Raw genomic sequence first — 22,768 nt, forward strand, 5'->3', positions numbered from 1 at the left:
ATTTTGTCTACTATGCCATTTTTATTTGTATCTAATTGGTTACCGAATATTTTTGTCTAATGTTTTCAGTTAAGTTGCTTAAGGTAAGTAGTGCTTAACTGTTGCATTTGTCTCAAGATCCAGCGTTGGCGGGATTGGACATAACTTGATGGTTTATTAGCTTTATAAATCAATGGATTAGGTAAGACTGCTGCAAGTAATGCCGCTTGTGAAGAGGTCAGTTTAGCGGCGCTTTTATTAAAATAAAAACGGCTTGCCGCTTCTACGCCGAAAATACCTTCACCAAATTCTACAATGTTGAGATAAACCTCCAGAATTCGTTTTTTTGACCAAAATAACTCTAAGCTGAGAGTTATCGGTATTTCTAAGCCTTTTCTGATCCAGCTTCGATCTGACCATAGAAATAAATTTTTTGCTGTTTGTTGTGAGATTGTAGAAGCACCGAACGTTTTTTTTGAAGATTGATTGCGTTTTATTGCTTTTTTAATTGCTTCAAGATCAAAGCCCCAATGTTCAGGAAATTTTTGATCTTCAGCAGCAATAACAGCAAGTTGCATTGATGGTGCAATTTTATCAAGACTTACCCATTGATGACGAGTGTGATAATGGCTATTAAAGCTGTTTTGCACAGTTTTTTGCAACATATAAGATGAAAAAGGAATTGGAACAACACGAAATATCAGAATGCAACAGACAAAAAATACAATAATACTAAGCACTAACTTAGTAAGTCGGGGATAGCAGGATTGAGAAAAACAAAACTTAATTTTGAACATCTAATTGTGCTTTGACCCATTGTAGAAAATCAGGTTCGATACTCTTAATTAAGTTTGAACCTCGCGTAATGGTAGCAACGCTCGTGTTCAAATTTTGTTGAATTTCACGTTGTGATGATTTTTTTTCTAATAACTGTTTAACAATTTGTAGGCGTAATCCGAGTGAATCTCTTTCATCAGGGGTTAATAACATCATCAGCACTTCCTGCTCTTTCCCTGAGGCGAATCCTTGTCGTAAAAAGGTGATTAATTCTTGCCATCGTTCGAGATCACGACTGATATACATAACTTACTCCTTTCATTTACTATTAAACTAGTATGATTAGTATAATCGATCAGTTTCAGTTTTGCTGAATTTTTTTAGCTCCTGTTTTAGAAGAAGTTGGTAGTAATAGTCATAACTTACGACGTTTTGTACATAATTTCTGGTTTCATAAAAAGGGATTGAGGCAATAAATTCTGCCATTGAAAGTTTACCTTCATTTTCGTTTAACCAACGATCAACACGATTTGCACCGGCATTATAGGCGGCAGCTATTAATAAACGGTTGTTGCCGTATTTTTGGGCAAGTTGTTGCAAATGTGCTGTACCTAAAAGAATATTTCCTAATGGATCGGTTAAATTATTAGCACGTTGAATGCTATAATTTGCCTGTTGAGCAGTAGCTTTGGCGGTACTAGGCAGTAATTGCATTAAACCAATTGCATTAGCGGATGAGCGTACATTTGGTCGCCAAGCACTCTCTTGGCGTGCAATAGCCATTGCAAAACTATTGCTGATCGTTTTGTCAGCCATATTGATGCTAAACCAGTCAAGATAAGCCAATGGTAACCGTAATCGTAAATAATCCCACGCTTTAGCTTTGATGGTGGCGGCAACAGTGAGATCATACCATTGCTGCTGTAAGGCATATTCTGCTAATAATAGCTGTTGTTGTGCGGTTGCTAAATTTAGCAAAAATAGCCACTCACTGTAGGCATCATCTAAATATCGGAAATTCCTTAATTCAATGACACGAGATAAAATGGTGGTAATTTCTTGATCTTGCCATAAATCATCAAAATTGATCGGTTGGGGAAGATCCTGCATTACCGGTTGATAATCGATATTTAATGTTTGTGCCGACAATAACGCATAAAAACCACGTTTTCGGCTTAAATTTTGCCAAATTTTCTCTGCTTCCTGCTGTTTACCCTTTTTTTGTAACTGCCAAGCGCGCCAATATTGCCACTCATCTTGATTTATTGTGTCGGCAGATAATTGATCTAACCAGTTTTGTAACGGTTGTTGCTGACGGATTGCCAGTCTGATACGGCGTTCAATTAAGCTATTATCTTTTAATTGCATTAATTTTTGATCGCGCCACTGTTGCCATTCAGGCTGTTTATTATCAAAAAAGCGTTGTAAAACCGCTTTATAAAGTAAATTAAGCTCTTGCGCGGTAAGCTGCCAGTTTTTCTGCAAATCCTCAATTTGTTGTTGTATTTGAGATAGATTCAGGCTTTGTTCAGAGAAAAAACTTAAATAGCGAGGATAAATCTCCAATAGTAATTGTTTATTTGTCGTGGAGTGGGGTAAATTTGACTGCATCACAATTAATTGTTGTGGATTGCTAATTAGATCTGCCCATTGTTGTAGCTGTTTTTGTAAATCAATATTATTTGTGAGCCGTTGTAAATAACGAATAAGATTTTTATTTTGTGATTTTAAAGTCAATTCGGCACGTTGTAAGATTAGTTGATCTGATAATTTTCCTGACTGTTGCCAAAGTTGGAAAAGTTGATCACATTGTGATGGTAAATTTTCCCCACTTAACCAAAGTTTTTCCGTATCTTGCCAAAGAAGATCAAGTTCTTTTGATATGTTGCTCGTTTTTTGTGTAGCTAATAATTGAATGCATTGTTGAGCCGTTGTTTTAGCAGGAAAAGATGTTTTGTTATCCAATAAAAGTTGCCAAGCTTGCTGCTGAAATGCTTTTTTATAAAAAAGATCTATTAAATTATCATTTAATAGAAAGTTGGGATTTTGTTGGATAAACAGTTTTAATTGTTGCGGCGTAATCAATGACTGTTTATTGAATAGACGATAATCAACATAAGGTGCAAGCGGATATTGTGCAATAGTAGGCAGCATTTGGCGAACGAAAGTAATCGTGGTTTCACTCACTTCCCCACTGAGAAGCTGCATAATATCCTGATATTGTTGGCGAATCACTGTACCATTTTGTACATTGAACGTCTGTTTAAACTCATTTTTTGATAATTGTTGTAGTTGTTCGGAAGCAGCAAACAGAGAAAAAGAGGAAATAATACTGCTAACAAAAAGAATGTTTTTTAGAATAGATTTTTGCCAAACGCGCATAGTGTCTCCTTAAACTTTCATTTAGTCTAGCACGCTTGGCAAAATGTGAAAATTCTCAAGTAGAATTAAGCGGTTTTCTTTGCCAACATTGTGACAAATTTCATTTTAATACGGTTGCCGTTTGCATCCGTTTTGTGTAATTCGCCCATCTCTTCTTGATATTTCACTAACTCCCAACCTTGATAATAACGGCGTAATTCACCTTCTTTAAAGGTAAAAGAGAATGGCATTGGGCAAGGTACATCGGCTGTATCCATTGCCGCAACGATCAGATTATAACCACCGACATTAGTGTGTTGTTGCATATTTTCAATGATATTCGGCACCGCTTGTGCATTTAGGAACATAAAAACAACGGTAGAAACGATAAAGTCATAATTTTCCTGAATGTTGGCTGAATTAATATCATAAAGTGCAGATTTAATATTTAATTGCTCTTTTTGTGCTGTTTCTGCCAAAAATTGTAGGCTGTTCGGATTATGATCCCAAGAGGTTACGTCATAACCCAATAAACTTAAATAAAGGCTGTTACGCCCCTGTCCGCAACCTAAATCCAAGACTTTACAAGGAGAGAGCATTTCGCTGGCAGCTTTCACTTCAGAATGTGTAGCTGTCATATTATATTTTTTACTGAAATAATCAGCAGGGCGGCAAAGGAAAGAGAGCTGGCATTCGAGATCTTCAGAAACGGCTTCAACACGATGCCAAGCTTGAGGCTCGACTAAAGGAATGTCGCTTTCTGCTGTAAAAAGGTGTTCTTTAATGACTTCGCCTTCTTCAGTAAGTTCATAGAATTTAAGTTTTCCTTTCAATACACGAAGTTGTCCCCAAGTGCCGACTTTTGTATTGTGTTTTTCTTGAAACATTGCCGGTAAAGTTTTTGCTGTCCAAACAGGCATTGTTTTATAAGCGATTAATTTTTGTTGCATAATGATTGCTCCTTGATGGCTTTAAAGGTGATTATTATATACAGATTAAAAACTATCGCAGTAACCTATTTTTATTAAATTTACGCAAACGTTTGCTTATCAAATAATACAAGTCTATAATCCCAACCATTTTTTACATTACTCTTGAGGAATTATGAACAATCAGCTCCTTTTTAACGTGGAAGATAAACCGCCTTTCGGTTTAGGTTTATTGTTAGCGGCACAACATCTATTAGCCGCATTAGGTGGTATTATCGCAGTGCCGTTGGTAATTGGAAATGTGTTGCAGTTACCGACCGCAGATACTATTGTTTTGGTAAATGCAGCGTTGCTGATTTCCGGTGTTGTTACCATTATTCAATGTTTAGGTGTTGGACCTATCGGCATTCGTTTACCGAGCGTAATGGGAACCAGCTTTACTTTTGTGGCGGCGGCATTAGCGATTGGCTTTAGTGAAGATGGCGTTGCCGGAATATTAGGTGCATCGCTGGTTGGTTCTTTAGTAATGATTATCGGCAGTTTCTTTATGCCTTCTATCCGGAAATTATTTCCACCTGTTGTGACAGGCACTGTGGTCACAATGATTGGATTAAGTTTAATTCCAGTAGCGGTGGATTGGTTTGCTGGTGGTCAACGCGGTGAACCACAATATGCTACTCCGGAAAATTTAATTATGGCATTCTTTGTGTTGGCATTAGTGGTAATTTTAGTTCAATGGGGAAAAGGTATTTTTTCTGCAGCCGCCATTGTTATCGGAATGCTTGCCGGATATTGCGTAGCGTTGGCATTAGGTTGGGTAAATTTTGATGGCGTTAAACAGGCACAGATTTTTGCTTTACCTCAGCCATTACATTTCGGTTTGGCATTTCCAATTTCCGGTATTATCGGGATGAGCATTGCTTATCTGGTGACAATTGTAGAATCAAGCGGTAATTTTTTAGCTTTAGGTAATGCGACAAAAACTGAAATTACCGGCGATCATTTACGTCGTGGTGTACTTTGTGATGGGGTAGGTTCAGCCTTAGCTGCAATTATGTCGACAACGCCGTTTTCCTCTTTCTCACAAAATATTGGTGTTATTTCCCTCACTGGTGTGGCAAGCCGTTATGTCGTAGCGATGACCGGCGGATTGCTGGTGTTAGCCGGATTATTCCCTGTCTTCGGTGCATTAATTGTATCAATTCCACTACCTGTGCTTGGTGGAGCAGGATTGATGATGTTTGCGATGATCATTGCTGCTGGTATTCAAATGTTGGATAAAGTGGAAAGAACAAAGCGTAACGGTTTAATTATTGCTATTTCTATCGGTTGTGGGCTTGCTGTTACCACCAGACCGGAAATTCTTGATAAATTACCAGCATTTTTTAAAGAAATTTTTGGTTCAGGCATTACTGTAGGATCATTATTGGCATTAATTTTAAATTTAATTCTTCCAGAAGAAAAAACAAGAAAATAACAAAAAAAATGCGTTGGGAGATTTACCCAACGCATTTTTTTATTGCTAAGATTACTCTTTTTTCTTGCTGATAGAGTCTACCCAAACGGCGAGTAATAAAATACCGCCTTTTACAATATATTGCCAGAAAGTTGGAACGTCTAACATACTCATACCATTATCCAATGCAGCGATAATTAAAGCCCCTATAATCACTCCGAAAATGCTACCGACACCGCCGGCAAGGCTGGCACCGCCAATAACACAAGCGGCTATCGCATCCAATTCCGCATTTTGTCCTGCCGATGGCGAGCCGGCACCTAATCTGGCACTTAAAATTAAGCCAGCAATCGCAACCATCAAACCGTTAATTGCAAAGATAGCAAGTTTAATTTTTTCTACTTTGATACCGGACAATCTGGCAGCATCAATATTACCGCCAATCGCGTAAATATAGCGTCCGAAAGCAGTTTTTTTGGAAATAAAGTAGCCAATAACGGCAAGAATCGCCAATAACAATACTGGGAATGGAATACCACGATAGTCATTCAACAAGTAAATTGAACCTAGTAATAAAACGGCAAGTGCAGCATAAGTGAGAATATCTTTTGATAATGCTGGCACTGGAAGCTGTAGTTTTTGTCGAGCGTGGCGTTGACGACTGTTCCATAAAATGAAAGCCAATACTGCTAAACCACCGATGGTTAAGCCGAAAATATCTGGAATATAAGCTTGACCGATCAAATTCATTGATTGGCTGGTTGGAGAGACTGTGGAGCCGTTAGTCATCCCGACTAAAATTCCACGGAAAGCGAGTAATCCAGCAAGGGTAACAATGAATGAAGGTACGCGTTGATATGCAACCCAATAACCGTTCCAAACACCGAAGATTAAACCTAAAATCAATGTAGCTAAAATGGTTGTAGGCAAAGGCCAGCCCCACCAGACGTTAGTAATAGCCGCAAAACCTCCGAGTAATCCCATCAGTGAACCGACAGAAAGGTCGATTTCAGCCGCAATAATGACAAAAAGCATCCCAATTGCGAGAATACCTGTGATTGAGGTTTGGCGTAATAGATTAGAAATATTTCTTGCACTAAGGTAAGCACCATCAGTTGCAAAAGAGAAAAACAGCATAATTACGATAATCGCAATTAGCATAATATACACTTGTAAATTAATGGATTTTAGGTTTTTCATAGACTACTCCTTGAGTGCGGTTTCCATTACTTTTTCTTGCGTAAGTTGATGATTAATTAAATTGCCTTTTAATTTTCCGTGATGCATTACTAAAACACGATCACTGATACCTAACACTTCCGGTAATTCAGATGAAATGACGATAATAGCAACACCTTTCTTAGCTAATTCATTGATTAATTTATAAATTTCATATTTTGCACCAACATCAATACCACGAGTCGGTTCATCGAGAATCAGAATTTTAGGATTAAGTAATAATGCTTTGGCTAAAATTGCTTTTTGTTGGTTACCACCGCTTAAACGGGCAATTGCAAGGTCGGGACTAGGTGTTTTTACTTTTAATTCCTGAATAGATTGTTGAATGATGGTTTCTTCCAACGCTTCATTAATCACGTTGGCGTGACAATATTTTGCTAGGGCAGATAAGGTGATATTTTTATTCACTCCCATAATCGGGATAATTCCGTGGCGCTTGCGATCTTCTGGCACCATAAAAATACCGTTTTTAATCGCATCGGCGCAGCTATTATGTTTTACAGTTTCACCGTTAAGTTTAAATTCACCTTGGAATTTACCGGGATATGCACCGAAAATGCATTGAACGATTTCAGTTCTGCCTGAACCGACTAAACCGGCAATACCAAGAATTTCACCTTTGTGTAATTGGAAACTGATATTATCTACACGTTTAATATGAGTATTGACGTGATGCCAAGCAGTCAGATTGTTTACTGATAGAATTTCTTCACCAATATCGTGATTTTCGTGCGGATATAACGAAGTAATCTCACGACCAACCATCATTGTAATAATATCGTCTTCACTCATCTCTTTTGCTGAACGAGTACCGATATGTGTACCGTCACGAATAACACAAATTTTATCGGAAATTGCTTTTACTTCATTTAATTTATGGGAAATATAAATACAAGCGATATTATGCGCTTTTAAATTACGAATAAGATCAAGCAGAATATCAGTTTCTTTTTCAGTGAGGGAAGCTGTTGGCTCATCTAAAATTAATAAACGTACATTTTTATTTAGTGCTTTTGCTATTTCAACTAATTGTTGTTCGCCTAAACCTAACTCATTCACTACAGTATAGGGATCAACATTTAATTGTACTTGAGATAACATTTTTTGGCAGCGAAGGTACATTTCATTTTCATCAGCAATACCATATTTAGTAATTTCATTACCAAGAAAAATATTATCCATAATGGTCATATTTTTTACTAAAGCAAGCTCTTGGTGAATGATTGCAATACCTTTACTCTCTGTATCTTTAATATTTTTTGACTTTAGCAATTCACCAGAAAAATAAATATCTCCTTCGTAATCGCCATAAGGATAAATACCACAAAGAACCTTCATTAGTGTTGATTTTCCGGAACCATTTTCTCCACAAAGAGAAAGTATTTCTCCGGGAGAAACAGAAATAGAGATATTATCTAGCGCCTTAACATCGCCGAATTTTTTCACTATTTCTTTCATTTCTAATAATACGTCCATAGAAACCACCTTAAAATAAAATGAGGGAGAAAACTCCCTCAAAAATAATTACTTATAAACACTTTCTTTAGTGTGAAAACCATCTTTAATAACAGTTTCATCAATATTATCTTTAGTTACAACAATAGGAGTTAATAAATATGAAGGTACATCTTTAAGACCATTATTTAATACTGCATTGCTTTCGATTTTTTCATTTTTTCCTAATTTAACGGCAATTTCAGCAGCTGCATTTGCCAATTTACTAATTGGTTTATAAACAGTCATAGTTTGTGTGCCAGCAACAATACGTTTAATCCCAGCAAGGTCTGCGTCTTGTCCAGAAATCACTACTTTCCCAGCTAAACCTTGTGCTTGTAACGCTTGTACTGCACCACCGGCAGTTGCATCATTGGAAGCAACAACGGCATCAATTTTGTTGTTATTGGCAGTTAAAGCATTTTCCATAATTTGTAATGCTTTTTCAGGAAGCCAAGAATCAACCCATTGATCTCCGACAATTTTAATATCACCCTTATCTACTAAAGGTTGAATAATCTTCATTTGACCTTTTCGGAAGAGTTTTGCATTATTATCAACAGGTGAGCCACCCATTAAAAAATAATTTCCGCTAGGTTTTAATTCCACCAAACTTGATGCCTGTAATTCCCCCACTTTTTCATTATCAAATGAAACATAAAAATCAATATTGGCATTATTTATTAAACGATCATAAGCAAGAACTTTAATTCCTGAACGTGAGGCTTCTTCAATAACATTACTTAATACATCGCCGTTATGAGGAATAATGACTAATACATCGACATTTCTATTAATCATATTTTCGGTTTGCGAAATTTGAACTGCATCATCACCATTTGCGGATTGTACAAATACTTTTGCACCTAATTCTTCTGCTTTCTTGCTGAAGATTGAACTGTCTTTTGGCCAGCGTTCTAAACGTAAATCATCAATAGACATTCCAATAGTTAAATCTTTAGCATTTGATATTCCACTCATACAACCCAAAATAAGTGCAACGGATAATAAAGTTTTTTTCAATTTCATATGATTCACCTCGTAATTTAAAAGGATTAGGAATACAACGGTTATTACTATTGCTAATTTCAGTAGGTAGAACAATTTATAAATTTTGTTTTTCGATTACGTTTTTTCGTTTCTGTGATAACTCTCACAATATTGAAAAATTGTGAGGTAAAACAAGAATGTGAGCTTTATCACAAAAAACAATTATCTAAATAGCAAAAAGAAATAACGTAATTGAAGGAGATATTTTTCGGTTTTACTCTTTGCTCATTAATTTAATTAACCCAGCAAGGAGAATAAAAAATGACAACATATTTCGATCAAATTGACCAAGTAAAATATGAAGGTACACAATCAACTAATCCGTTCGCTTATCGTTTTTATGATGCAAATCGTGTTGTTTTAGGCAAGACAATGGCAGAACATCTTCGTTTGGCAGTTTGTTATTGGCATACTTTCTGTTGGAACGGTACTGATATGTTCGGTACAGCATCATTGGATCGTCCTTGGCAAAAAAATCCGACAGAATTAGATGCGGCAAAAGAAAAAGCGAATATTGCATTTGAATTTATTAAAAAATTGGGTGTTCCATATTACTGTTTCCACGATGTGGATATTGCACCGGAAGGCAATTCATTTAAAGAATATGTTTATAATTTTTCTACTATTGTAGATTTATTGGCTCAAAAACAGGAAGAAACCGGTATTAAATTATTATGGGGTACTGCAAATTGTTTTACCAATAAACGTTATATGTCTGGTGCAGCCAGCAATCCTAATCCGGAAGTGTTTGCTTGCGCAGCAACACAAGTTTTCAATGCGATGAAAGCAACACAGAAATTAGGTGGTGAAAATTATGTGTTGTGGGGTGGTCGTGAAGGGTATGAAACACTTCTTAATACTGATTTGAAACGTGAACGTGAACAATTAGGGCGCTTTATGCAACTTGTGGTGGAAAATAAACATAAACTCGGTTTTAAAGGTACATTATTAATTGAACCTAAACCACAAGAACCGACAAAACATCAATATGATTATGATGTGGCGACAGTCTACGGCTTCTTAAAACAATTTGGTTTAGAAAATGAAATTAAAGTGAACATTGAAGCAAATCACGCAACTTTAGCTGGGCATACTTTCCAACACGAAGTGGCAACTGCAGCTGCTTTAGGTATTTTAGGTTCAATTGATGCAAATAGAGGTGATGCACAATTAGGCTGGGATACTGATCAATTCCCGAACAGTGTTGAAGAAAATGCATTAGTGATTTATGAAATTTTGAAGGCAGGTGGATTAGGCACTGGTGGTTTTAACTTTGATGCGAAGATTCGACGCCAAAGTATTGATCGTTATGATTTAATGCACGCACATATTGGTGGAATTGATGTGTTGGCTCATTCACTATTGATTGCAGCGGATATGATTGAAAATGATCGTTTACAAGTATTAAAAGATGAACGTTATGCTGGATGGAATACTCAATTCGGTCAGGATATTCTGAAAGGTAAACTTTCATTAGCAGATCTTGCTGAATACATAATGAACAATGAAATTGCACCAAAACCAGTTTCAGGTCGTCAAGAAATGTTGGAAAATATTGTAAATTCATATATTTATAAATAGATTAGGAATTAAGGGTACTTTTTATCGTACCCTTAATTTTTTTAGTTAAATAAAAACGGTATTAGGGGACGATTATGTATCTCGGCATTGATTTAGGGACATCTGGTATCAAAATAGTATTACTGAATGAACAGCAACAAATTATTGCGACCACTTCTGCATTATTAACTGTAACCCGCCGTCAGCCGCTGTGGTCGGAGCAAGATCCGGAAGATTGGTGGCAGGCGTTGCAACAATGTTTAACACAATTATCGCAACAACAGGATCTTTCTGCTGTTAAGGCGATCGGCTTGACCGGACAAATGCACGGTGCGGTAATGTTGGATCAGCATAATCAGGTATTATATCCGGCGATTTTATGGAATGATGGGCGTAGTTTTGCAGAATGTCAGGAATTGGAACAAGCCGTACCGAATTCTCGTCAAATTACCGGAAATTTGATGATGCCGGGATTTACTGCACCTAAATTAAAATGGATTGAAAAAAACGAACCGGAAGTCTTCAATAAGATTGCTAAAGTATTGTTACCAAAAGATTATTTACGCTTTTTACTGACTGGTGAATATGTGAGTGATCTGTCTGATGCGGCAGGCACGATGTGGTTGGATGTCGGTGCGCGTAAATGGAGTGAGGCTTTATTATCGGCGTGTCATCTTAGCGAACAACAGATGCCTAAATTGCAAGAGGGTAATGAAATTAGTGGTTATCTATTGCCTGAATTGGCACAACAATGGAATATGCAATCAGTACCGGTTGTTGCCGGCGGTGGCGATAATGCAGCTGGAGCGATTGGTGTAGGTCTACATAAATCGGGACAAGCGATGTTGTCATTAGGTACATCCGGTGTTTATTTTGTTGTTACCGATAGCTTTTTAAGTAATCCGGCAAAAGCGGTACATAGTTTTTGTCACGCCTTACCGAATCGTTGGCATTTAATGTCAGTGCTGTTAAGTGCCGCTTCCTGTATTGATTGGGCGAACAAAGCATTAGGTATCAATGATATTGCTGAATTTTTCGCTTTGGCGGAACGGGCGGAAAGCAGTAAACAGGTTTTATTTTTACCCTATCTTTCCGGAGAGAGAACACCGCATAATGATCCTTATGCTAGTGGCGTTTTTTGGGGATTGCATCACGATACAACACAAGCGGAAATGGCAAGAGCAGTAGTGGAAGGGGTGAGTTTTGCCTTAACGGAGGGTATTGAGGTTTTACACGAAAGCGGTATTAAAGCAGATAATATTATGTTGATTGGAGGCGGTGCGAAAAGCCATTTTTGGCGACAACTGCTTGCCGATATTAGTGGAATGACCTTTGAGTATCGTGTTGGTGGCGATATCGGCCCAGCACTTGGTGCAGCTAAATTAGCACAAATGGCATTGCATCCGGAACAAGATGTTGCTACATTCTGTCCCCCGCTTGAACTGGAGGCTCGTTATTTACCGAATCACCAAAAATTTCAGCAATATAGAAGCAAATATGAAAAATTTAAACAGTTGTATCAACGACTAAAATATTTGTAGTATGATTTGATTGAATAGAGAAAGAGAAGTAATCAGTAGCTATTCTCACTTTTTCTTTATTTACGAGCTGAATATCTTGTTGTTATTCAAAGGTCTTCTATTTCAAATAGCAAAATAAGGAATTTTTTATGAATATTAAAAAATGGTTATTTAATCAGCCTGATATACCAGTTACAAGAAGTCCCAATGAAGTTGATCGAGTATATCGTAAATTTAGAATAGAAATTGTAACCGCAGTTTTTCTTTCTTATGCGGTGTTTTATTTAACACGAAAAAATTTTGCGGCTGCTGCGCCAATGATGCTTGAGCAAACTGCTTTAACGGCAGAGCATTTTGCAGTGATGTCAACATTATTTTACATTCTTTATGGCTCAATGAAATTTGTTGGAGGAATGGTTGTTGATAAAGTAAATCCAAGAGCAATGACTGGCCCAGCACTGATCGGCATTGGTGTTATTAATCTCTTATTTGGTTTTTCTGATAGTATCACTGCTTTTTATATTTTGTATGCATTGAATGCTATTCTGCAAGGAACAAGTTTTCCTCCGATGGCTAAAATTATGGCTTCTTGGTTCTCAAAAAATGAACGTGGGCGTTGGTGGGCCATTGTTGAAGCTGCTCATAATATCGGTGGTAGCTTAGCCCCACTATTAACTAGTTACGCAATAATGTTAAGTGGAAGTTGGAAAATGGGTTTCTATGTACCAGGTGTAATTTCAATTGTTATGGGGATTTTGGCTTTAATATTTATTAAGGATCGCCCTGGTTCAGAAGGCCTACCCCCTGTTGGAGAGTGGCGGAATGATGCTTCTGAAATGGCTCAGGTGAAAGCGAGTCCATCTCATTTAGGCTTTTGGGAAATTTTCTTTAAATATATTTTAAAAAATCCGCTTGTTTGGGTCATTATAGTTGGAGATCTCTGTGTTTATATTGCACGTACAATTTTAAATGATTGGCCTCAAATTTATTATGTTCAAGTGCAGGGATGGGATTTAGTGAAAGCTAACTCAATTATTACTTGGTTTGAAGCTGGTGGATTAGCTGGTGGGTTAATTGCAGGTTACTTATCAGATTTTTTATTTCGAAGTAATCGTTGGATGACAGGTTTGATGTTTGCATTGATGTTATGTGCATCTATTATTTTGGTTCCTGTAGTTCAAGATAGTTCTTATGTTTTGACTGCTGGATTATTTGCTATTATGGGATTTGCATTATATGGTCCACATATGTTATTTGCTGTAGGCTGTTTGGATGTAACGCACAAAGATGCTGCGGGTTCTGTTACGGGTTTTAGAGGTCTATTTAGTTATGTTGGGGCAGCATTGGCGGGAGTTCCGGTAGTCATGATTAAAAATGTTTGGCAGTGGGATGGTGTTTATATGTATGCTGTGATCTCAATTGTTATTACGACATTATCATTAATGATCTTAGCCAAATTTCATAGATTATAATCAATTATTTACATAAAGTCAGGTATATCATTTGATAAACTTCAGATTGCTAACAAACCTATGATTTCATCGTAGGTTTGTTTTTTATTATTGGCTCTACTCAAAAAGGAAAAATTGAGAAAAAACAGGAGTATTAGCTCAATGTTGTTTTTCACTTATCTTTATCATCTGATTACTGCGGAAGTTATGAAGCCCTTTATTTCCAATAGAATATACAATACAGCTCATAACACCAAGGCTACCTTTATCTTCTTAAGATTTTATATCATTGCTGCCAAAAAACATTGCATTTGTACTTTTGCTAAACCACATTGCCACGAGTAATATCACCTTTGGAGAGGCAGATTGGTTAATCTGCCTTTTTGAAATGGATTTATTTTTCTACATCATCAATCAATAAATAAACTACTTTTATTGGACCGTGAACACCAACCACTTTCACTAATTCAATATCTGCCGTTGCACTGGGGCCGGAAATAATATTTATGCAAGATGGCATACGTTCGCCTTGTTCCGCTTTTTGATGTAGCACTTTTGCGATTTGAGTAATGCGTGGTTGGATAGTGGAACGTTTTAATACAACGACAGAAATTGGAGGTAATAAACTAACAGAACGACCATTATTCGGTGAAGAATAAAGTACAATTCCGCCTGATTCAATTAGCCCATATTCTGCGAACACAATTCCAATATTTGCGTTTTTGCTAAATTCAAGGTTTTCGTTACTTGATTCAGCCCAAATATGGGTATTGTATTGTTGTTGTACTGCTTGAGTGATCTGATATTGTTTTAGACGTTCGTCATTATTCAATACAATATTACCACCGTTATATTTTTCACAAATTTTGATAATGTCAGTGTGTGCTTCTTTTGCTGTAGATAATACTACATCTACTAACATATCTTTGGCAGTATTGATAAATGCTTGATAACGCTCTTTTTCAGAAAGATCGGTAAAACGGGTTTCTGGATAATCATTAACTTTAGGATAAGTGCCAACAACTTCAGTACGAAGAGGTCTCCCTAACTGCTTTGCCAATTGGGACAAAAATTGTGAACGATTTTGTTGATCTAACATAGAGACTCCTTATCCATTATTTCTATTTTTGAACCAGCTACGGAAACTTTCGCCATCGGCATCTGGTAAATCTCGAGTATTTGTCCACTCTCCGATGACACCAATATTTAAAGGTGCTTTGCCATTTTTAATCGTTGCTTTCATTACTTTTGCACCAATATTCATACCGACTTTCCATAATGTAGGGTGGCTATTGGTAAAGGTAAAGGCTTTAACTGAGATTTTTTCTGCGGTTGGATTTAAACCTTGTTCTGCAATATGCGTACGATGTTTTAATAACAGATTTGCTAATGGAATTTTTACCGGACAAACCTGATTACAAGCGGTACAAAGTGAACAAGCATAAGGTAAATCGTGGAATTCTTGATAATTACCGAGAAGTGGTGAGAGAACTGAACCGATAGGGCCGGGATAAACAGATCCGTAACTGTGACCACCAATTTGGCGATAAACCGGGCAAGTGTTTAAACAAGCACCGCAACGGATACAGCGTAAAACATCATTAAATTCTGAACCTAATGCTTTTGAGCGTCCATTGTCTAAAATAACCAGATGAAATTGCTCAGGGCCATCTGTTTCACCGGCAAGGCGCGGTCCGGTAAGCCAAGTGTTATAACTGGTCAATTTGGCACCAACCGCACTGCGAGCCAACATTGTAATCAGAATTTCCGCCTCTTGGAAAGTCGGCGCAATACGCTCCATTCCCATCACGGCAACGTGAATTTTAGGAACAGTGGTAACCATTCTTAAATTCCCTTCATTGGTAACTAAGCAGAGGCTGCCGGTTTCCGGAATAGCAAAATTACAACCACTAATTCCCATATCTGCGCTTAAGAAATCGTGACGGATTTTTTCACGGATAAAAAGTGTCATATCTTCAGGGGTAGCATCGCCTTGATAGCCTAATTTTTCTTTTAGAATATCTCGAATTTGATATCTATCACGGTGAATGGCAGGTACTACAATATGGGAGGGTTTATCACCAGCCAGTTGTAAAATATATTCACCTAGATCGCTTTCAATCACTTTAATACCATCCGCTTCTAAAACGTGATTTAAGCCAATTTCTTCTGTTACCATTGATTTAGATTTAACAACTTTTTTCACATTGTTTTGCAACGCAAGCTGTTGAATATAGTGATTAGCCTCTTCTGCCGTTTGCGCAAAATAAACGTGTCCACCATTAGCAGTTACTTTTTCTGATAATTGATAAAGATAGGCATCTAGATTTTCTAAAACGTGATTTCTAATCTCTTTTGCTTGTTCACGCCATTCTTCCCAATGTCCAAGATCATCGACCATTTTTTGCCGATTAGCGCCAATACGCTCCTGAGCCATAACCACAGCCTGACGCATAATCTCATTATTTAATTCTTCTTCAACGTGTTTTTTGAAAGCTAAATTTGTTGTCTGAATAGTCATTTGTTTGCTCCTATTTGGACATTAATACTTCAGCGATATGTAGTACTTTTATTGAGCTGCCTTCGCGTTTTAAACGACCGCCAATATTAATTAAGCAACTTACATCAGCACCGATTAAATAATCTGGCTCTACTTCTTGAATATGTTTTGCTTTTTCTTTAACCATTTCGCCCGATATTTGCGACATCTTTACAGAGAATGTGCCACCAAAGCCACAGCAAGTAGTTTGATTTTTTATAGGAAGGAGTTCAAGACCTTCAACATTTGCTAATAATTTTAGCGGTTCTTCTTTGATGTTAAGTTTACGGAATAAGCTACAAGAAGGGTGATAAACAGCTTTGCCAAGCAATTTGGCACCAACATTGGTAATGCCCAGTTGATTTACAATAAAATCAGTTAAGTCATAAAAACGATCAGCCACTTTTTTCGCACGTTCTGCCCATTTTGGTTCATCCTTAAGATATTCAGGATAATTTTTGATGGAATAAACACAAGAACCGGCAGGAGCGATAATAGGAAAATCATTAACTTCAAAGGTTTCAATTAGATTTTTCATTCCGGGAATGGCATCTTTAATAAAACCTCCATTAGTTGCAGGTTGTCCACAACATCCTTGTTTTTCTAAGAAGAGAATTTCACAACCGAGTTTTTCTAATAATAAGACACTTTGTTTGGCAACATTTGCTTTTACTGCATCACCAATACAAGTTACATAAAAATTAACTTTCATAAGCACTCCAATTTAAAGACAGACTCAACCGACAAAATGCCGGTTGAGATTAAAAATAAGTAATTAACGTGTCTTGCTAACTGAGTAATAATGTGGCAACAAGTGCTGCAATAATGCCGTACACTATCATTGGTACAACAGTTTTCTTAATAATTGCACCCTCTTTATTGGTAATATTCAATACAGAACATACAGCAACAATATTATTGATACAAACCATATTACCCATAGCACCGCCAACGGATTGCAACGCAAGCACAAGTGTTGCTGATAATCCGGTCAATTCCGCAGTGGAAAGCTGAACACTACCGAACGTGAGGTTGGATACAGTATTTGAGCCAGAGAAGAATGCACCGACCGCACCTAAATAGGAAGCGAATAGCGTCCAATATTCACCGGTTGCTGCGGCGAAACTTTTACCGATAATTTTTACCATTGAATTATCGCCGCCGACCAACATTAGATTAACCATAATTAATGCGCCGACCAATGCCAAGAATGGGTTACGAGTCTGTTTGAAACTGCCGACAAAAATATCTTTGGTGTTAGAGGTTGAAAGCGAAAATAGTGGAATAGAAATTAACACCGTTACCACAAATGGGATCAATGCCGGAACATATAACAATTTATAACTGGCTGAAACGGCTGTGCCGAAGATATTTTTTAAGCTGAAAATCAAGCCGTGGCTGACTTCAAACAGACCAAGTGAACCGAGTTGAACGCCGAACCAAGTGGTGGTGTCGTTCATCATTGCTTTGAATGGTAATTGTTGTAAACGTGTAACGATAAGAATTGCGATAAGAAGACCGGTAGGTAATAGCGCTTTAATCACTTGATTATTGCTGACGGCTTTATCATCCAACGTGTTTTCAACTTTTGCCAAGCCGATACCTTTATTGGCAACTAAAATCGAAATTAACAAACCGATTGCACCACCAACTAAGGCTGGGAATTCGTAGTTAACTTGTGCTAATAGAAAATAAGGAATAACACAGGCAAAAATGCTGATGTAGATAAACAAAATATTTTGACGAATTTCTTTCCAGTCGACGATTAAACGTAATGCCATTAATGGAATAACTAAGGCGGCAATAGAGTGGATAATCGCAGTCATTGAACCGATTTCTAAGATTTGTGTATCAGTTAAATTTAATGGACCGAAGCCGAACCACGTTGGCGTTCCCACCGCACCGAAAGAAACCGGAACGGAGTTCATTACAAGGGTGAGCATTGCAACTTTTAACGGCGCAAAACCTAATCCGGCAAGAATTGGTGCTGCAATAGCAGCCGGCGTACCAAAACCACTTGCACCTTCAATCATAAAAGCGAAAGCCCAACCAATAATCATAATTTGTGCTACAGGATTTGGATTAATATTCGCCAACCATTTGCGCAATGTATTAGTAACACCTGAAACTTCAGAGAAATGGTTGAATAAAATTGCACCAAAAATCACAGTAATTGGTGTTTGAACTGCAATCAATGCTGATGCAATATTTGCACTTACTGTAGAAATATCTGTTCCAAAGAAAATAAACTGTATGATTAAAACAACAACAGCTATCCAAGGAAGAGCCACGTAAGAAGGTAATGCATTGCGTTTTACCATTAAATAGATCAGAAGAACAATAGGAAAAATGCTCAAAAATAATTGCATAAAATAACCTCGCTAAATAAGTGGGATTTCTATTGTTATACTAATGTTAATAGTGTTATTTTCAATTTATTTCTTTTAAAAAAGTGTGATTGAGATCTTATTTTTGAAAAATAATATTTAAATACATTAAAGCTAACGGATAATAAATATATAACAGTATGAAAAATAAGGACTGGTTTAGATGTTATGTTGTTTGTATCAAAATTTGATTTATAGTGGATTTAGCGCATTTATTAATCGTATTTCTTCATATAGAGGCAAGTCTGATATTGAGATTTTTATCTCAATAATTTTATTTTCTTGTAATAGTTTTGTGCGTTGGGTGCCAATTAATAGTGGACTGTCTGGGGTAAACCATTGTGAGCCTTGGCGTAACACCAGATTACCAATGGAGCAATCCGTTACCTTGCCATTTTTGATAATCATAATCTCATCACAATCGCCTTTTTGTTTCAGTAATTCGTTGAAAATGGCGCGGTCGCTGTATTTGAGGTGGTAGTCAATGTCATCGCAAATCACGGGCTGGAAGCGTTGGTAGTTTTTACGTTGATAGGGAAAACATTGCAGGCGATATTGCGTAGCGTTGTAGTCGATACGGCAGCGGATAATCGGGCTTTGGTTGTTCACCCAAAGTGCGGTGTTTTTTTGCAGAATTTTTGTTAGGGAAAAAATTTTATAAGGTTGGTCTGCATAAAATTCACGCAGACTATTTTCATAACGCTGTTGGTGTAGGGCAAGATTTTGCACTTGCCCCTTTTCAATGCACAGGGTTTCAAACAGAAGAAAATTCATTATTTTTCACCTTCCTGATATTTAAGTGGAACATAAATTTTCTCCAATAACTCTTGGTATTCTTGCTCTGCTTGGCTTTGAATAGTAATGCCGCCGCCACTGTGGAAATAATAACGTCCATTTTGTTGCGAAATAAAGCGAATTGCCACCGCACTTTCCAGGCTCTCGCCGTTAAAAATACCAAACACGCCAGTGTAATAGCCCCTTGGTGTCAATTCTGCTTGTTGAATGGTGGCGATGGTTTTTTCTTTTGGCGCACCGCTGATTGATCCAGCGGGTAAAAGCTGGCTGAGCATTGTGCCAATATGTGCTTGCCAGTTTTCCTTAAGATCGGCACAAATTTCAGAACTTGTCTGCCAGATCGCCCCACGTTCGGTGAAAATCTTTTCTAAATAACGAAAGCGTTTTACTTGCACATTTTGCCCGACGATAGCCAGATCATTACGCATTAAATCCACAATGGTGCAGTGTTCCCGTTGCTCTTTTTCGCAATTAAGTAATTGCTTCTCGGCATCGGGTAAGTCTGCGTTAATCGTGCCTTTCATTGGGTAAGTGAAAATTTGGTTATGAGCGATTTTCACGAAAGGCTCAGGGGAAAAACAGACAAACTCTTCTTTAAACAATAGCTTATATTTCGCTTGCGTGGCATAAAACAGCGTATTGAGATCGTAATTTATTGCAATCGGCGTGGCATAAGTGAGATTAAGCAAATAGGAATTTCCTTGCTGTAACGCCTGTTGCACAATTTCAAAACCTTGCTGATAAGTGGCGAAATCAATGGGAAATTTTTCTAGCTTAAAGGGCTGTTTAGGGGGAGCTTTTTGTGCCGTTGCAAGATTATTTTGGCTGGCAAATTCAAACCAAATGCCTTGCTCTGCACATTGTTCAAGAGGGCAAATAATGGGCTTTTGCTGTTCAAAATCAATCAAAAAGAAAAAGGGCGTGCGTTGCGCACCTAAACGGTTGGCTTGTTGCACAAAGTGATTAAATGGCATAAGGGCGATGAATCAAGTAAGATAACAAACATTTTGGTCATTGTAGTGAATCCCTGAGATGAACACAAATTTATTAATTATCAATAATCACGATTCTTTTACCTATAATTTAGTGGATTTAATTCGTCAATTTGACGTGCCGTTTTCTGTGGTGAATGTGGAACAGCTAAACCTTGATGAAGTGGACAATTTCAGCCATATTTTGATTTCCCACGGTCCTGATGTGCCGAATGCTTATCCACAACTGTTTGCGATGTTGGAACGCTATCAGCATAGCAAATCGATTTTAGGGGTTTGCCTTGGGCATCAAACCCTATGCCAGTTTTTTGGTGCAGAGTTATATAACTTGTTAGCAGTACGACATGGACAAGCGAGAAAAATCAACGTGTTGCAGGAAAAATCATCTTTATTTGCAGGTTTACCAGCCCAATTTCAAATCGGGCTTTATCATTCGTGGGCAGTTTCTACAGAACGTTTTCCATCAGAATTAGAAATAACTGCAGTTGATGATGAGAATGTTGTTATGGCTATTCAACACCGTTATTTTCCTATTTATGGCGTGCAATTCCATCCTGAATCTTATATTTCTGAGGGCGGAGGGATATTAATTTCTAACTTTTTGAAAGTTTAAAGCTATTGAAATGGTTAAATTAATAGTTTTAAGCTATAAAATCTATCATTTATATCCATTTTATTTGTAATGAATTAACCTCTATTATACTTGCAACAAAACAAAGGAGAATATTTTATGGCAACAAATATAGGATTAAACAAAGCAACTTCAGAAAAATTAGCACAAGAACTCAATAATTTACTTGCTACTTATCAAGTATTTTATATGAACGTGCGTGGTTATCACTGGAACATTAAAGGGGTAAACTTCTTTGAATTACACGCAAAATTTGAAGAAATTTATGATGATTTAGTAGTGAAAGTGGATGAAATCGCAGAGCGTATTTTGACTTTAGGCTACACCCCAAGCAATGCGTTCAGTGAGTATTTAACTAAGTCTTTAATTGAAGAACATACAGGCGTAAGTGCTGCGCAAGACTGTTTGAGTGGCACATTAAGCGGTTTCAAAACCTTGTTAAAACAGCAACGTGAAATCTTAGCCTTAGCCGCTGATGCAGATGATGAAGGCACTGCTTCACAAATGAGCGACTACATCAAAGAGCAAGAAAAATTAGTATGGATGTTTACTGCTGCTTGTGAAAGCTGCAACAACTAATTTTCCCAATAAAAAACCACCACTTTTTGATCTGACCCCGAAAAGTTAGACTGTTATTTTAAGGACTGAATTCTGTATTGAACAGGGCTCAGTCCATTTAATTTTAATTGTATTCTTTCCTCATTGTAATAACGAACATATTCTTTGATAACTGTAGTGATCCACTAAATCAGCAGTCCCTAATAGGTTTTTTCGCTAAAACTGGCGATAATCCTTAATTATAGCTATGCGGTCTCACCCTGTTATAGTAAAACACATAATGTTTAATGTCTTCCTTGGCTTCATCTATTGAAGAATAACCGCCCTTTAACATCCATTCATATTTAAAACTCCTAAACCAGCGTTCCATCGGTGCATTATCCCAACAATTTCCTCGGCGACTCATACTTTGTATCAAACCATGCTGTTTCACACATCGTATAAATGACTCACTCCCATAAATACTGCCTTGGTCTGAGTGAAACAACATCTTCCTCGTTCTTTCCGTTGTCAGCATGGCATGATTTAATGCTTCCACCACTAACGTTGAATTATGCTGTTTCTGCAATCGCCAACCAACCACTTGACGCTGCGCCAGGTTCATCACGATTGCTAAATAATGCCATTCCCCCTGCACCTTCAAATAGGTGGTATCACCGCATAACACCGTTGTGTCAGCGCATGGACTAAATTGCCGATTTAACACATTATGAAACAACGTGGACGCTTGCTCTGACGTGACTGTCCGCCAACGTTTTTGCGGCTGTTTACTGACTAATCCTTGCTGTTTCATCAGATGTCGAATCAAGGCTAATCCTACCTCAATACCCTTACTTTTTAATCTCGCTTTTAACGTCCGCTTTCCGGCTGAACCACGACTTTCATCAAATAATGCCTTTATCTCTACCGCCAATCCTAAATGTTTATTGGGCTTCGCCTGCCGCTTTCTCCGGGCATAGTAAGTCCGTTCTGAAAGCGAAAATAGCGCACAAACCCGTTTTATTCCATACGATTTTAATGCCTTTACCGCTTGGTAGCGTTGCGCTCGAG

At 37.4% G+C, this 22,768-nt stretch carries 21 protein-coding genes; 6 read left to right on the forward strand and 15 right to left on the reverse strand.

Annotated elements, in window-relative coordinates:
* Positions 1-65 precede the first annotated feature (65 nt).
* The 4 genes from mtgA to tehB all read right to left on the reverse strand — a co-directional run bounded on the left by mtgA (position 66) and on the right by tehB (position 4,067).
* The gene (gene mtgA / locus JP36_RS08145) at positions 66-776 is read right to left on the reverse strand and encodes a monofunctional biosynthetic peptidoglycan transglycosylase (RefSeq protein ID WP_039136117.1); all 711 of its coding nucleotides are present in this window, start codon (positions 774-776) and stop codon (positions 66-68) included.
* Positions 763-1,062, reverse strand: a complete 300-nt coding sequence (trpR, locus tag JP36_RS08150; protein ID WP_039081146.1) for a trp operon repressor — start codon at positions 1,060-1,062, stop codon at positions 763-765. Before trpR ends, mtgA begins: the two co-directional genes overlap by 14 nt.
* 36 nt (positions 1,063-1,098) lie before the next feature.
* Complete coding sequence (locus tag JP36_RS08155; protein ID WP_039136119.1) at positions 1,099-3,138, reverse strand: transglycosylase SLT domain-containing protein; 2,040 nt, start codon at positions 3,136-3,138, stop codon at positions 1,099-1,101.
* Positions 3,139-3,203: 65 nt separating this feature from the next.
* Positions 3,204-4,067 (reverse strand): SAM-dependent methyltransferase TehB, encoded by an 864-nt coding sequence (tehB, locus tag JP36_RS08160; protein ID WP_018346222.1) that lies wholly within the window; start codon positions 4,065-4,067, stop codon positions 3,204-3,206.
* Positions 4,068-4,221: 154 nt separating this feature from the next.
* Between tehB and JP36_RS08165 the strand changes: the two genes are divergently transcribed.
* Complete coding sequence (locus tag JP36_RS08165) at positions 4,222-5,523, forward strand: nucleobase:cation symporter-2 family protein (protein WP_039136121.1); 1,302 nt, start codon at positions 4,222-4,224, stop codon at positions 5,521-5,523.
* Positions 5,524-5,574: 51 nt separating this feature from the next.
* Here the strand turns inward: JP36_RS08165 and JP36_RS08170 are convergent, their stop codons facing one another.
* Genes JP36_RS08170 through xylF form a run of 3 tightly spaced genes read right to left on the reverse strand, consistent with a single transcriptional unit; the run spans position 5,575 to position 9,264 of the window.
* A complete protein-coding gene (locus JP36_RS08170) occupies positions 5,575-6,702 on the reverse strand; it encodes a sugar ABC transporter permease (RefSeq protein WP_039136122.1) in 1,128 nt (375 codons plus the stop codon).
* A 3-nt stretch (positions 6,703-6,705) separates the two neighbouring features.
* A complete protein-coding gene (locus tag JP36_RS08175) occupies positions 6,706-8,217 on the reverse strand; it encodes a xylose ABC transporter ATP-binding protein (protein WP_039136124.1) in 1,512 nt (503 codons plus the stop codon).
* A 48-nt stretch (positions 8,218-8,265) separates the two neighbouring features.
* Positions 8,266-9,264: a D-xylose ABC transporter substrate-binding protein gene (gene xylF, locus JP36_RS08180; protein ID WP_039173773.1), complete on the reverse strand. Its 999-nt coding sequence runs from the start codon at positions 9,262-9,264 to the stop codon at positions 8,266-8,268.
* A gap of 282 nt (positions 9,265-9,546) precedes the next feature.
* On the opposite strand from xylF, the gene xylA reads away from it, so the two are divergent.
* From xylA to JP36_RS08195, 3 genes are all read left to right on the forward strand, one after another.
* Complete coding sequence (gene xylA / locus JP36_RS08185; protein WP_039136129.1) at positions 9,547-10,866, forward strand: xylose isomerase; 1,320 nt, start codon at positions 9,547-9,549, stop codon at positions 10,864-10,866.
* Between the two features lie 74 nt (positions 10,867-10,940).
* On the forward strand, positions 10,941-12,386 hold the full coding sequence (xylB, locus tag JP36_RS08190; RefSeq protein ID WP_039136131.1) for a xylulokinase: 1,446 nt from the start codon (positions 10,941-10,943) through the stop codon (positions 12,384-12,386).
* A 128-nt stretch (positions 12,387-12,514) separates the two neighbouring features.
* Positions 12,515-13,837: an MFS transporter gene (locus tag JP36_RS08195; protein WP_039136133.1), complete on the forward strand. Its 1,323-nt coding sequence runs from the start codon at positions 12,515-12,517 to the stop codon at positions 13,835-13,837.
* A 373-nt stretch (positions 13,838-14,210) separates the two neighbouring features.
* Here JP36_RS08195 and JP36_RS08200 read toward each other — a convergent pair whose 3' ends face one another.
* From JP36_RS08200 to JP36_RS08225, 6 genes are all read right to left on the reverse strand, one after another.
* Positions 14,211-14,915, reverse strand: a complete 705-nt coding sequence (locus JP36_RS08200) for a LutC/YkgG family protein (RefSeq protein WP_039136135.1) — start codon at positions 14,913-14,915, stop codon at positions 14,211-14,213.
* A 9-nt stretch (positions 14,916-14,924) separates the two neighbouring features.
* Positions 14,925-16,337 (reverse strand): LutB/LldF family L-lactate oxidation iron-sulfur protein, encoded by a 1,413-nt coding sequence (locus JP36_RS08205; protein WP_039173774.1) that lies wholly within the window; start codon positions 16,335-16,337, stop codon positions 14,925-14,927.
* Positions 16,338-16,347: 10 nt separating this feature from the next.
* A complete protein-coding gene (locus JP36_RS08210; protein ID WP_039173776.1) occupies positions 16,348-17,067 on the reverse strand; it encodes a (Fe-S)-binding protein in 720 nt (239 codons plus the stop codon).
* 76 nt (positions 17,068-17,143) lie between these two features.
* Positions 17,144-18,724, reverse strand: coding sequence for a lactate permease LctP family transporter (locus JP36_RS08215; protein ID WP_039173778.1), 1,581 nt, complete (start codon positions 18,722-18,724; stop codon positions 17,144-17,146).
* 210 nt (positions 18,725-18,934) lie between these two features.
* Positions 18,935-19,516, reverse strand: a complete 582-nt coding sequence (locus JP36_RS08220) for an aminotransferase class IV family protein (protein ID WP_039173780.1) — start codon at positions 19,514-19,516, stop codon at positions 18,935-18,937.
* Positions 19,516-20,511: an aminodeoxychorismate synthase component I gene (locus tag JP36_RS08225; RefSeq protein WP_039173782.1), complete on the reverse strand. Its 996-nt coding sequence runs from the start codon at positions 20,509-20,511 to the stop codon at positions 19,516-19,518. The genes JP36_RS08220 and JP36_RS08225 overlap by 1 nt, the downstream gene beginning before the upstream one ends.
* Positions 20,512-20,569: 58 nt before the next feature.
* On the opposite strand from JP36_RS08225, the gene JP36_RS08230 reads away from it, so the two are divergent.
* Both JP36_RS08230 and JP36_RS08235 read left to right on the forward strand, forming a co-directional pair.
* Positions 20,570-21,142, forward strand: a complete 573-nt coding sequence (locus JP36_RS08230) for an anthranilate synthase component II (RefSeq protein WP_039173784.1) — start codon at positions 20,570-20,572, stop codon at positions 21,140-21,142.
* Positions 21,143-21,259: 117 nt separating this feature from the next.
* Positions 21,260-21,739, forward strand: coding sequence for a Dps family protein (locus tag JP36_RS08235; RefSeq protein WP_039081134.1), 480 nt, complete (start codon positions 21,260-21,262; stop codon positions 21,737-21,739).
* A gap of 53 nt (positions 21,740-21,792) precedes the next feature.
* On the opposite strand, the gene JP36_RS11350 is transcribed toward JP36_RS08235, so the two are convergent.
* Complete coding sequence (locus tag JP36_RS11350; protein WP_418904667.1) at positions 21,793-21,900, reverse strand: IS3 family transposase; 108 nt, start codon at positions 21,898-21,900, stop codon at positions 21,793-21,795.
* Between the two features lie 53 nt (positions 21,901-21,953).
* On the reverse strand, positions 21,954-22,768 hold an 815-nt coding region (locus tag JP36_RS08240), incomplete at its 5' end, for an IS3 family transposase (RefSeq protein WP_156106932.1).

Origin of the sequence: Gallibacterium genomosp. 1 (assembly GCF_000771875.1) — a bacterium.
Taxonomy (GTDB): Bacteria; Pseudomonadota; Gammaproteobacteria; order Enterobacterales; family Pasteurellaceae; genus Gallibacterium.